General features: G+C 45.4%; 13 protein-coding genes. 1 reads left to right on the top strand and 12 read right to left on the bottom strand.

Annotation, left to right across the window (positions count from 1 at the left end; translation table 11 throughout):
* Window positions 1-68 precede the first annotated feature (68 nt).
* From ICN49_RS08385 to ICN49_RS08345, 9 genes are all read right to left on the bottom strand, one after another.
* On the bottom strand, window positions 69-539 hold the full coding sequence (locus ICN49_RS08385; protein ID WP_216167461.1) for a hypothetical protein: 471 nt from the start codon (window positions 537-539) through the stop codon (window positions 69-71).
* A gap of 124 nt (window positions 540-663) precedes the next feature.
* A complete protein-coding gene (locus ICN49_RS08380; RefSeq protein WP_216167459.1) occupies window positions 664-1,182 on the bottom strand; it encodes a carboxymuconolactone decarboxylase family protein in 519 nt (172 codons plus the stop codon).
* Window positions 1,183-1,184: 2 nt separating this feature from the next.
* Entirely contained in the window at window positions 1,185-2,129 is a 945-nt protein-coding gene (locus tag ICN49_RS08375) for a Bug family tripartite tricarboxylate transporter substrate binding protein (RefSeq protein WP_255535474.1), read from the bottom strand.
* Between the two features lie 10 nt (window positions 2,130-2,139).
* On the bottom strand, window positions 2,140-2,940 hold the full coding sequence (locus tag ICN49_RS08370; protein WP_216167456.1) for an SDR family NAD(P)-dependent oxidoreductase: 801 nt from the start codon (window positions 2,938-2,940) through the stop codon (window positions 2,140-2,142).
* Between the two features lie 21 nt (window positions 2,941-2,961).
* Window positions 2,962-3,825 carry an amidohydrolase family protein gene (locus tag ICN49_RS08365; RefSeq protein ID WP_216167454.1) on the bottom strand — a complete coding sequence of 288 codons (864 nt, stop codon included), beginning with the start codon at window positions 3,823-3,825 and terminating at the stop codon, window positions 2,962-2,964.
* A 14-nt stretch (window positions 3,826-3,839) separates the two neighbouring features.
* On the bottom strand, window positions 3,840-4,802 hold the full coding sequence (locus ICN49_RS08360) for a Bug family tripartite tricarboxylate transporter substrate binding protein (protein WP_216167452.1): 963 nt from the start codon (window positions 4,800-4,802) through the stop codon (window positions 3,840-3,842).
* Window positions 4,799-5,665, bottom strand: a complete 867-nt coding sequence (locus tag ICN49_RS08355; RefSeq protein WP_216167450.1) for an isocitrate lyase/PEP mutase family protein — start codon at window positions 5,663-5,665, stop codon at window positions 4,799-4,801. The genes ICN49_RS08360 and ICN49_RS08355 overlap by 4 nt, the downstream gene beginning before the upstream one ends.
* Before the next feature lie 41 nt (window positions 5,666-5,706).
* Entirely contained in the window at window positions 5,707-6,159 is a 453-nt protein-coding gene (locus ICN49_RS08350) for an acyl-CoA thioesterase (RefSeq protein ID WP_216167448.1), read from the bottom strand.
* Window positions 6,156-7,304 carry an iron-containing alcohol dehydrogenase gene (locus ICN49_RS08345; protein WP_216167446.1) on the bottom strand — a complete coding sequence of 383 codons (1,149 nt, stop codon included), beginning with the start codon at window positions 7,302-7,304 and terminating at the stop codon, window positions 6,156-6,158. Before ICN49_RS08345 ends, ICN49_RS08350 begins: the two co-directional genes overlap by 4 nt.
* A 362-nt stretch (window positions 7,305-7,666) precedes the next feature.
* Here ICN49_RS08345 and ICN49_RS08340 point away from each other — a divergent pair, with 362 nt between their 5' ends.
* Complete coding sequence (locus ICN49_RS08340) at window positions 7,667-8,821, top strand: lactonase family protein (protein ID WP_216167444.1); 1,155 nt, start codon at window positions 7,667-7,669, stop codon at window positions 8,819-8,821.
* 60 nt (window positions 8,822-8,881) lie between these two features.
* Here the strand turns inward: ICN49_RS08340 and ICN49_RS08335 are convergent, their stop codons facing one another.
* The 3 genes from ICN49_RS08335 to ICN49_RS08325 all read right to left on the bottom strand — a co-directional run bounded on the left by ICN49_RS08335 (window position 8,882) and on the right by ICN49_RS08325 (window position 12,522).
* Window positions 8,882-9,850, bottom strand: a complete 969-nt coding sequence (locus ICN49_RS08335; RefSeq protein WP_216167442.1) for a Bug family tripartite tricarboxylate transporter substrate binding protein — start codon at window positions 9,848-9,850, stop codon at window positions 8,882-8,884.
* A gap of 28 nt (window positions 9,851-9,878) precedes the next feature.
* Window positions 9,879-11,279 carry a M20 family metallopeptidase gene (locus tag ICN49_RS08330; RefSeq protein ID WP_216167440.1) on the bottom strand — a complete coding sequence of 467 codons (1,401 nt, stop codon included), beginning with the start codon at window positions 11,277-11,279 and terminating at the stop codon, window positions 9,879-9,881.
* 130 nt (window positions 11,280-11,409) lie between these two features.
* Window positions 11,410-12,522: a formylglycine-generating enzyme family protein gene (locus ICN49_RS08325; RefSeq protein WP_216167438.1), complete on the bottom strand. Its 1,113-nt coding sequence runs from the start codon at window positions 12,520-12,522 to the stop codon at window positions 11,410-11,412.
* Window positions 12,523-12,525 lie beyond the last annotated feature (3 nt).

The raw sequence follows: 12,525 nt of genomic DNA, 5'->3' as shown, positions 1-12,525 counted from the left end.
AGCGCCAAAAAAAACCCAGCTATATGGCTGGGGCTGATCACTGCAAACGACTGACGTCACCAATAGGCTTACAAGAACTGGAACATTGTTCTTCTCGTGTTCGTGAAATGAGGTCTAACCCTGTCGCTCCAGCTGGTATGCCTAACTTTTAACCAAGGTTCGCAACCTAAAACTTCTGGAGAAAGAAGGTCATAGAAAGAAAAGGAATATGGCGCATGATCCAAGTTCAAACAGCGAGTAGCACTGACGCATCCAGGGACGGCCGCTAAACCAGGCAAGTGCTCTTGGTCATACCAGGCAAATAACTCTTCTTGCCACCCTGCCTCGGGATCCGTCTCAACCGCATAACGATTGAGCGGGACTTGATCGCTAGAAAATCCTTTTATTGGATTGGCAAACACAATGCGACTCAGCTTAATTTCAGCCAAAAAGTTTGCCGCCTCACCTAAGAAGGTCTGTGCATCAAGAAGCGCAAGTTCTGTCGGACTGTCGAAATAAAAATACCCATAGAGAGCATTCGATTCGACGCTATAAGTCATGATGATTTCTTTAAATTCGGGCTGCTTTGTATTTTTTAATCTACTAGATATCTCAGCAATATGTTTCGAGCCCCCTATCGGCTTAGCTCTAAGCAGTAGTAAGCTAACCTTCTGATCGCTCATTCTAGTGACCTATGTGCAGTGCGTTTAATAATCTTGAGACCATGTTATAGGCCGAGATCGTGGCAACTAATTCAAGAATCTCTTGATCATTGAAATACGGCCTTACTTGATCAAATACAGTATCGGGCACCTGAATATCTTGAGTCATGACATCAGTTAGCTTGAGTATTAAGCATTCTTTCTCATCAAATACATCGCTGATTTTTGAGTCTTTCAGGGACTCAATCTTCTCCTGACTCATGCCAGCCTTGCTAGCGTGCGGAGCGTGTGCATCAAACTCATAATTAGCACGGTTTAAAACCGCTACCCTCAAAATAATCATCTCTCTTATCGCGGGAGATAGTGAATTGCGGTTACGGATGGCTGTCAACAGAGCTTCCCAGCCCTGCGCAATCTCGGGCGCATTTAACAGAATTTGATACAAGGGAGAGATATTTCCACGCTCCTGCAAAATCTTTGCCTCTAAGGCAGCTAACTCCGCCTTAGTGCCAGGAGTGATCGGCGCTATACGTTTGCTCATTTTTATTCCGGCAAAATTTTCTTGGCTTTAATCAATTGGGTCCACTTGGCAATATCTTTTTTCAAAGTGGCGCTCAACTCTTCTGGCGTGGATCCCACTGGCTCACTGCCAGCCTGTGTTAATTTAGAATTTAAAGGATCCTGTTTAACCACCCTTTTGATTGCGGCACTCAGACGATCAATATCCGCCTTTGGTGTACCTGCCTTCACAAAAGCGGCATACCAATTATTGGTGTCTACACCTTTTATGCCCATCTCATTAAAGGTTTTTACATCGGGTATGGCGCTATTGCGCTTATCTGCAGCAAGCCCAATCGGCTTTAACTTACCACTTTTAATGTAACTAATAAGCCCTGGAATATCGCCAAAGAATCCATCCACGTGACCGGCCATCACGTCAGTAATTGCTGGTGCTGCGCCTTTATATGGCACATGCAAAATCTTGACGTTAGCCGAGTCATTTAACTGCTCTAAGGCAAGATGAGGAACACTTCCAGTGCCAGATGACCCCATAGTTAAATCACTTTTTTTGGCCAAAGCTATAAATTCAGCGGCGTTATTTGCAGGGCTAGCTGGATTAACAACGAGTACTTCTACGTTATTGGCAACCAAAGAAACAGCCGCTAAATCTTTCACTGGGTTATAGGCTAGCTTTTCATAAAGGCCTGGATTAATTGCCACTGCTCCGGCACTGGTAAACCAAATGGTTTTGCCATCTGCAGGATTTGCTGCTAGATATTCAGCAGCAATCGCTCCATTCCCACCAGGTTTATTTTCAATCACGATTTGTGAGTTCAGCTCTTTTCCTAAAGGCTCTACAAGAGAGCGCGCCATTGAATCCACCGGACCACCAGGCGGAAAGGCGACGATCATCTTAATAACATTTGATTGTGCTTGAGCTCCGGCAATGGATAAACAACAAAAAACCCCCAATAGAATCTTTTTCATTTCCAACCTCCTAATCACATCGCGCTGACATACCGCCATCAACAATAATTTCTGTCCCCGTAATGAAGCGAGACTCGTCTGAAGCCAAAAATAATGCCGCATTGGCTGTATCACGGCCATCCCCCATGAATGGCAATGGGATGCGTGATTGTCTTTGTTTTAATAGCAACTCCACATCGCCCCCAACACGCTGTTTTGCCAAGCGACTCTCGACCATCGGCGTATGCAATTGACCTGGAACAACCGTATTTACGCGAATATTCTGTTTTGCGTACTGAACCGCTAATACCCTTGAAAATTGAATAACGCCCGCCTTCGTTGCAGCGTAAGCAATTTGTGCAGAGCCAGTCCAGCGAATGCCTGAAGTGGATGCCAAATTAATAATTGAGCCTGATTCCTTTTGAATCATTTCAGGGAGGGCATATTTGCAAGTCATAAATACGCTCTTGAGATTGAAATCTACCTGAGCATCCCAAATCTCTTCAGTCATCTCTACTGGGCCGCCCTTTGCGGAGCCCCCAACGATATTTACCAAAATATCGAGCGTCCCAAATTCTTTAATACAAGAATGAATACTCTCTTCTATCGATCCAGACTTAGTGACATCCAAAACACCGGTTTGAATATTGCCTCTAAACTCACCGGCCAAGTTTAATGTTTCATCTAGGCGCGTTAAATCAATATCCGTTGCAAACACCTTTGCTCCTTCTTGAGCAAATCTCACTGCTGTTGCACGCCCATTTCCCCATCCAGGGCCTACTGATCCGGCCCCAGTAATAAATGCTACCTTTCCTTCTAAGCGTCCAGCCATCATTTACTCCATTGATATTTTTTATGCAAACCGATAAAACTGTTCCGGATTTCTGACCATGAGCTTCTCAATCTTTTCCTGACTATCAGCAATTCGAGGGATCAGATCAATCAAATGCCCATCATCCGGGATGTGGTGGTGATTTGGATGAGGCCAGTCAGTCCCCCATACACACTTCTCTGTAAATTGATCTACCAGAATTTTTGCCAAGGACACACCATCGTTATAGGGATGACTCTTTGAAATGCGATCAATCCCGCTGACCTTGATATGGAAACGGGCGTCATCTAGCAACTTCAAAAGCCCTTGGAAATCGACATGATCACTACCAAGGGAAGCATCCACCCTGCCTATATGATCAATCATCACGGGTACGGCTGATTGTTTTAGAAGGGGTGCCAGTGAATGAACTAAATCGCTAGAGAAATGAACCTGCAAATGCCAGCCAAATGGCTCCATGCGCTTTGTTAATGCCAAAATATCTTCCATAGAATCACTATTTTTTAAGTGCGACATGAAGTTAAAGCGAATCGCACGAAACCCCTGCTGATCCATCTCTGCAATTTGCTGGGAGGTGGTGCTAGCTGGGGCAAGAGCAACACCTAAATAACTGCCTTTACGAGCCTGCATCGCATCCACCACAACAGCGTTATCAAATCCATGGAGCGCGGTTTGAACAATCACACAGCGCTCAATTCCTAAGGCATCGTGCAAAGCAAACAGCTTCTCCTTACCAGCATCCACTGGAGTAAATGCTCTACTCTCAGCATACGGAAATTGGCTAGCGGGTCCAAAAATATGGCAATGGGCATCACAAGAATTTGCCGGCAACTTAAAAGCGGGTTTGCTTGGCGAACTAAGATAGGTTTGTATCAGGTCACTCATATCTCTAGATCTATTTACTCATCTTTCATATTGGCGCTTTTCACAATCGGCTGAAGACGCTTTCTTTCTTCAGTCAAGAATTTAATGAAATCTGCTTGACTGCCTGGCGCAGGTTCAATACCTTGCGGGATCAAGCGGGCTTTGAGCGCATTTGTATCTAGAGCTGCTTGTATAGCAGCATTCATTTTCTGAATAATCTCGTTTGGCGTGCCCTTAGGTGCAAATATTCCCGACCAATGGCCAATGAAAATATTGGGGTATCCCAACTCTTTAGTAGTTGGGACGTTAGGCAAACGTGTGATGCGTTTATTCCAAGTAGAAGCAATGGGCCTGAGTTTGTTACCTTCAATTTGCGGCAAGACCACTACGCTAGCCTCTGAAGTAGCATCCACTTGTTTTGATACGACTGCAAACACGCCCTCTGAACCACTTTTATAAGGAATGATTTCGTAATTTCCGCCCCCAGCATATAGCTTGAGCATTTCAGCCACAAAGTGAGGGGTGCTGCCGCTGCCTGCAGTGGCAAAAGTCAGCCCCGGATTTCCCTGCGCCTTTTTGATTAAGTCTTTCAAGTTCTGAATCGGAGAATCGCTATTAACCACAATGATGGATGGACTCACAGCCATCATACCCACGGGCACTAAGTCTTCTGGCTTGTAGGGCATGTTGTTACGCAACATTGGAATGGTAACCACGCCGCCTGCAGCCCCAGCATAAAAGGTGTAGCCATCAGGTGCACTCTTGGCAACGTAATCACCGCCAACCACTGATCCCGCCCCAGGCTTATTCTCAACAATAATCGGCTGACCCAATTGCTTGCTAACAGCTTCAGCAACAGCACGCGCAACTAAATCATTGGCACCCCCGGGACCAAAGCCCACAATGAATCTAATGGGACGACTTGGCCAGGTATCTGCAAATGCACCGTTAGCAACAAGCATCGCAAAAGCAAGCGCTAGTACTTTAATTATTTTCATGAAAACTTTTTCTCCAATGAGTCGAAATACTCTTTGTTGACACAACTTTGACGCTCTGCAAAAGTAGCTACTAATACTGGATCTTCTTTCAGTTCACCATATTGCTTGAGATGACTCAATGCGTTGGTCATACCACGTACGGCGCCTTGTAAGGCTGCGTTGGCATATAGCACTATCCCAAATCCCATCTGAGATAAATCTGCGAGAGGCAGCGAAGGCGTCTTCCCACCAATCACGACATTAATCAGTTGAGGACAATAAGACTGCGAGGCAATGATTTTGATCTCTTCAATACTTTCAGGAGCTTCAATGAAAGTCATGTCTGCGCCAGATTGCGCATAGCTAGCAGCCCTGTCGAGCGCATCGTCTAATCCATTGATTGTTCTGGCGTCTGTTCTAGCAATAATTAGAAAGTCATCGTGCTTTCTGGCATCTACAGCGGCCTTAATCTTGCCACACATCTCTTCTTTGCTAATGACTTGTTTGCCAGCAAAGTGCCCGCAACGTTTAGGACTAGATTGATCTTCAATTTGGATGGCGCTAGCACCAGCACGTTCTAAAACCTTAACCGTGTGATGAACATTGACCGCATTTCCAAAGCCGGTATCAATGTCGACTATCAAAGGTATTTGCACAACATCACAGATTGCTGAAGTATGGGCTGCCACGTCATTCAGACTAATAAACCCTAAATCTGGGATGCCATAAAACTGATTTGTTAATCCCGCACCGCTGAGATACACGGCCTCGAATCCTGCATCTTCAATCAAACGTGCGGCCAGTGCATTGCCGGCACCAGGAACTAAAAGGCCACGCTTTTCATTTACGAGTCTACGTAAGGTGCTTCCTAAATGTACGGGCACTTGAGCTCCTTTTTGATAGCAATTATGAAGATTATATGGGCTTAGTTCAAATGGGTTTTTACAAGCCCTTGCAACACGACCCGCACGTTCTGCGGTATTGGCGTTGGCTTATTACTGATGCGGTCTACATAAACGTGTACAAAGTGTCCAAGCGCAGAGGCGATGTCATCATCATTTGCAAAGATGGCAACCTCATACTTAACGCTACTATTTCCAAGGTGAGCCACTTTCAGACCTACGTGGATCATGTCGGGATAGGCAATAGATGAAAAATATTTGCACTGGGTTTCAATTACCAAGCCAATCGTTTCACTTTTGGCAATATCTAAAACATTGCGCTCAATCAAATAACGATTTACAGCCGTATCAAAGAATGAGTAATACACCACATTATTAATGTGCCCATAGGCATCGTTATCCATCCACCTGGAATGAACATCTTCAAATGCAACAAACTCAGCGCGTGTTGGTGGAGAAGGTTTTTTGTCGCTCATAACGCTTCTCTATATAAAGCTGCAGCATCAGCCAAAGTAATTTCACGGGGGCTGTTTTGCAATAATCGGGTTTGTAACATGGCATCGCTAGCAAGCTGATTAATGTCATTTGCCGTAATACCAACTTCTAACAGGCGCTGGGGTAAGCCAAGCTCACCTGCCAGACCACCTAAGTAATCGGACAATTGAGCAGCCTGCTCCTTTGTGGACCCCTGCAATCCAGGTTTAATAATGTTGCCCAATTCTGCATACATTGCATGTGCCGCATCTAAGTTAAAACGCATTACCGGGCCCAACATCAATGAGTTTGAGAGTCCGTGTGGGACATGAAATCTTGCGCCAATGGGGTAAGCCAAGGCATGCACACCTGCTACAGGGGCATTGGTAAATGCCATGCCCGCAAGGCAGGCTCCTAGCAACATATTTTCACGGGCGACGATGTCGCTGCCAGAGTTCACTGCTTTATGAAGATTGGCCGCCAGCAATCGCAAGGCTTCTTTTGCCAAACAATCGGATAGGGGATTTTTTAGGCGCTTGGTTGTGAAGGCCTCAATAGCATGGACCATTGCATCAATACCAGTAGCGGCAGTGACATGGGCTGGCAATCCTAGAGTGAGTTCGGCATCTAGCAAGGCGATGTCAGGTAATAGCTGAGGAGAAACAACACCTTTTTTCTCGCTTTCACTCACCGTTACGATAGAAATCGTAGTGACTTCAGAGCCTGTTCCTGCAGTCGTAGGAACCAGGATAAGGGGAAGGCGCGGACCCTTAGCCATGCCTACGCCATAAACGTCTGTCAGCTTTTCTTTTCCAGGCGCCAATAGTGCAACCAATTTAGCCACATCCATTGAGCTACCACCACCAAAGCCAACAATAAAATCTGCTTTGCATTCTTGAGCTACTTTGATAGCGGCATCAATCACCGACACCGGAGGGTCAGCTTGGACATCTGAAAAGATTTGTACCGGTAAGCCAATTTCCTTGAATTGAGGCAAAGCTTTATTCAACAGCCCCGCAGACAAAACACCGGGATCGGTGACGATGAGCGCTGATTGACCGCCACGCTCTTGGATTCTTTTCGCTAAATTGGCAGAGCCGCCTCTTTCAAGGAGGATGGAGCGAGTGGAATGAAAGTCAAATTGCATGTCTTTCTCCTTCATGAAATAGTCTGGTCGCAGTGTTTGTTTTGAAGGTTTTTGATCATTATCTAGCTTACATTTTATTGGCTAATCATAAGTCACAAAAGACAAAACCCCCACCACTTAGGAGGGAGTTTGCTTTTCTGACGAATCCCCAGGATTTCAAGCTGGGACCGTAGGATAGAGCTCTATAAACAAGGGGGGTGCGGTCCGGCGGCGGTGGCACGCAGTTTTATGTATAGTGAGCTTAAGGGTGAAAAGTTATTATTTAAATAAAGCAGTAAAAAACACCCAAAGAAGGTGGCAATACAAAAATACTATTGCAATATCTATTATTCAATAGTGAAAAAAATAAAAAGGGAGACAGCATGAAAAAGAAAGCGATTTTTAGAAATCTGGCACTTGCAATAACTAGTCTAGCGATGGCAACAAGCGCATATTGTGGAACCTATGTTTATATTTCCAATATTGACGATGCTGATATATCAGCTTATGAACTCATAGCAGGGTCAAGCCCACACTTAAATTCAGTGGGTCGTTTTCCTGCTGGAAAATTTGTGATGCCAATGGCTACCTCACCAGATGGAAAAAATTTATATGCCTCTGTGCGTTCTAAGCCGTTTTCTTTATACATGTATCAAATTGATCAAGGTACTGGTCAACTAAAGTGGACAGGCGCAATCCCATTGGCCGACAGCATGGTAAACGTTTCTATCGATAAAACTGGTAAGTGGTTATTGGCAACCTCTTTTGGCGGCCATAACAATAGCGTTAATCAAATTCAGGCCAATGGCTATATCAACCCCGTTCCAGCAGAGGCGTTTCCAAGCGGGGGGAAGAATCCTCACTCAATCGTCTTTGATCAGTCTAATAAGTTTGTGTATGTGCCCCAACTAGGTACAGATGAAATCAAAATCCACACCTTTAATGCGTCTCAACCCAAGCCTCTCTCAGAAACAGCCAGCTCGGTAGCCCTTCAAAAGCAACAAGGTCCGAGACATATTGTTATCTCAGCTGATAATAAGTTTGCCTACGTCATCACAGAGATGACTGGAGAAGTTATTGTCTTTTCTAGGGATATCAAATCAGGGGGCTTAACTCAACTTCAAGCCACTTCAAGCCTCCCAAGTGACTCCAAGCTAGTCCCTGGAAGACCAAGACCTCCAACCGGATCTCCAGAGGCGACTGCTTTTGATGACTCGAACATGATCTTCTCTGCCGAAATCAAATTGACGCCAAACGGTAAGTTTCTCTACACATCAGAGAGAACCAAGGGCACACTAAGCGGCTTTGAAGTAGATCCACAAACTGGCAAAGTAAAGTATCTGTTTACTGTCCCTACAGAGGAAATGCCTAGAGGTTTCAATATTGATCCTAGCGGACAATTTTTAGTTGCTTCTGGTCAAAAGTCAGATAAGGTTTCGCTTTACTCAATCAATCAATCCACGGGTGAACTAAATCTGATTGAGAGAGTCCCTGGAGGTAAAGGGGCAAACTGGGTCACTATTATAAAAACGAAGTGACATGATCATTTTCAAAATTAACGCCACCTTCGGGTGGCTTTTTTACGAACAAGTAGTTCATTACTCCAGCTGAATATTCAGCCGCTTATTCAAAGTCTTAAAGCGTGTGATCTCCGCCTTCATAAAAGCGGCCATGGCCTCAGGCCCTTTATTGGAAATCTCTAGCGATTGAGCCGACATTCTTTCCTTCACTTCTGGCGTATTCATGGCCTCCGATACGGCCTTTGCAAACTTATTAGCAATGGGCTTGGGAACTGATGCAGATAAAGCAACACCATAAAAAACCTCAAAATTTGCTGCCGGCAAATGTAACTCATCCAAACCTGGAACCTCAGGAAGAAAACGTGAGCGGGATGGAGACGTCACGGCAAGTGCGCGTAATTTACCCGCTTTAATTTGGGCCCCGGCTGCTGCAATAGTCTCTAAACCAAAATCTGCATCGCCACGCATTAAAGCCAAAATGGAATCGCTACTACCTTTGTATGGAATGGGCTCAACATCAATTTGCGCAGCACCTGCAAAAATCTCAGTTGCTAAGTGTGGTGTGGTCCCTGGTCCATAACTGGTATATCTCAAAGATTTGGGTTTAGCCTTCGCCTGCGCAATTAAATCAGCAAGCTTCATATAAGGCTTATCTGCAGAAGTGACGACTACCAAAGGCGTTGTCACAGAAAGATTGATTGGGTAGATATCTTTTTCAACGTCATAAGGCAGATTAGATCTCAACGCCGGCAATACAACAAAGCTACTGCTCGCCGATACCAAAACTGTATAGCCATCCGCAGGGGCGCGAAGTGCAGCCATCACCCCAATAACGGTTGAGCCACCTGGCTTGTTTTCAACAACGGCTGGCTGACCTAACTTTGACGGCAAAGATTCTGAAAGCACCCGGCCTAAGATATCAGTAGCACCACCTGGAGGAAACGGGACAATTAAATTCAGGGGCTTACTTGGCCATACTTGAGCTTGCACCACTGCGCTCATCGCAAAAATAATTGCGCCCAAATAGCACTGTTTTAGATTTTTCATTACGGTCATTTTTGAAGCGCTCAAAATATTAATCCCAAGAAGAATTTGCTGTAGAAGATTTTTCACTCAAATCCCAAAAGATGCCAGCCATCATTTGCAGACCCTCGGCGGCGACAGATTTCAGCATATGCTCATTGGGAGCATGCTGATTACAAGCTGGATAAGAATGTGGCACCCAAATCGTTGGCAAACCCAAAATATCGGCAAATACATCGTTTGGCAAGGAGCCCGCAAGATTGGGCAAAACAGTGACTTGCTTACCAGTCGTATTCTCTATCGATGACTTGACCCAATTCACCCAAGGATTTTTCAAATCCAGGCGTGTAGCTGGTGTATGTGCATTCACCTTCACAACAACATCATCAAAACCTGAAGCCACTAAATGCTCGCGAACGTATTCCAATAAATTCTGCCAATCCGTTCCCACAACAAAGCGCAATTGACAGTGTGCGATAGCCTGCGACGGGATAGCATTAACAGGGCGTTCCGATTGGCCAGATCCAAGAGCTAAAATTTCCAGGGTGTTGCTTGCAAATAGTCGCTCAGCAGAAGTTAACTCTGACTGCCCCCAGCTAAGATCTATTTCAGGATCACCCTTGCCATTGCCAACTGTAACTGACTTCAACGCCTCTTTTATAAGGGAATCCACAGCGGGAGCTTTAATACCATCTAATAAAATTCGGCCACGAGCATCAATCAAACTACTTAACGCATGGACCAGGCGAGTAGCTGGGTTCACAAGCACCCCGCCCCAATTGCCAGAGTGGTACGCCTTATCTCGAGCTTTCACCAGCAAGCTAAAGTTGACAAGCCCTCTTGATCCTAAAAAAATGGTTGGTGTTTCCGCATTGATACGGGGGCCATCACTTGCAATTAACAAGTCGGCTTTGAGTAACTCTTTATTGTTCTCACAAAACTCTGCCAAACCAGGGCTACCAGCCTCTTCACCCATCTCCATTAAGACGGTGACGTTGTAACCTAGCTTTCCACTACGAGCCTCTAGAGCTTTTGCCAGACCAAAAAAAGTGATCGTGTGCTGGCCTTTGTTATCAGCTGAGCCGCGACCATACCAGCGCTCACCATCAACTGATAGCACCCACGGATTTAAACCCTCTTGCCAACGTGAATCTTGTCCATTGACAACATCACCATGGGCATAAATTAATAGGGTCGGTAAATTCACGTCCTCAATTAATCTTGCCACTAAGATTGGAGCGGCATCCGGCAAAGGGTTATCAAATACCGTAGAGATAAAACCCATTCCCGTTAAATATGGAATGATTTCATTTTTCAAATAATCCCAAAGCTCTTGCGGGGCTTCGGGCAAGTCACCCTCAGTTTTATACGCAATACGTTTGGCTAGAACCTCTTGTAACTCGCCTTGCTTAAACCAAGCGTCTACCGAGGATAGGAAATTGTCTCTATTCATAATGCCTAACTATAAAGACTTCTGAATACCCCTGCATCAAGTCCAAAGCCCATCCCTGAGCGCATAAAACCGAGCCGAAGCTTAGTATTTTGATTTCCGGGGTAGGCCTGGACTTAAGCTTTGTTTGGACTTACTTCTCGCTATCTTTTGCTAATCTAAAGCCTAAATGGGACATTGGGCTAAATGGATCCGCTCCACGACGCGCACTTGGACGATAGGATTGGCAGTAATCTTCATTACATAAAAATGATCCGCCACGTATGACTCTTTTAGGAGCATTGGGCGGAACACCGTAATCATCCGGATCATATGAGCTGCTAGGCCCCTGGGGATTGTCAATCACACTATTGCCATGCTCTTTAGCTTGCATCGCAAAATAATCAGCACGATACCAATCAGCAACCCACTGCCAAGCATTGCCCGTCATATCAAAGAGGCCATAGCCATTTTGAGGAAATGTTCCCACTCCGCTCGTACCAACTGCGCCGCCAGCTTTAGGACTCACCACTGGGAAGGCTTGTTTTTTCACATCCCAAATATTGGCGGGCAGCTTACCTTGTTGCTCTAATTGATCACCCCATACATAGGTTGCTTGGTTTAAGCCACCACGAGCCGCAAACTCCCACTCCGCCTCTGTAGGCAATCTTTTGCCAGCCCATTTAGCATAAGCCAAAGCGTCTTCGTAGCTAACTTGCACTACAGGGTGATCGCCCTTGCCCTCAATATTGCTTTGCGGTCCAGTGGGATGCTGCCAATTAGCGCCAGGAACATAGGCCCACCACTGGGAGTAATCATTGAGATTCACTTTAGCCTTCGTGCCCACAAAAACCATCGCCCCAGGTACAAATACTGAAGCAGGCGGCTTAGGTGTTCCAGGCGGTAACTGCACTCGAATCGTTTCCCAATCTGGAACTTGCTCAGCAGTTGTTTTGTAATGGGTTTCTTTAATAAATTGGGCGAATTGATCGTTCGTGACATGGGTGGTGTCCATCCAAAATCCTGATACCTTCACTTTGTGTGTAGGCTTCTCATTGGCTTGTGATTTTTGATGATTGCTGCCCATTAAAAATTCTCCCCCAGGAATCCATGCCATTCCTTTGGGGCCATTCACACCATCGCCTAAACGGATTTCTGGAATCGCTTGTTGAGGTTTGGATATGAAATGACTCCAAACCAAATATGCGCCTAGCCCTAAAGCGAAGAGAACTGCAATCCATAACACCCGACCTTGTACATTCTTCATATG

The organism is Polynucleobacter finlandensis (genome assembly GCF_018881755.1).
GTDB lineage: Bacteria > Pseudomonadota > Gammaproteobacteria > Burkholderiales > Burkholderiaceae > Polynucleobacter > Polynucleobacter finlandensis.
Note: the sequence above shows the minus strand (reverse complement) of the source record. Positions and strands in the feature narration are given on the sequence as shown.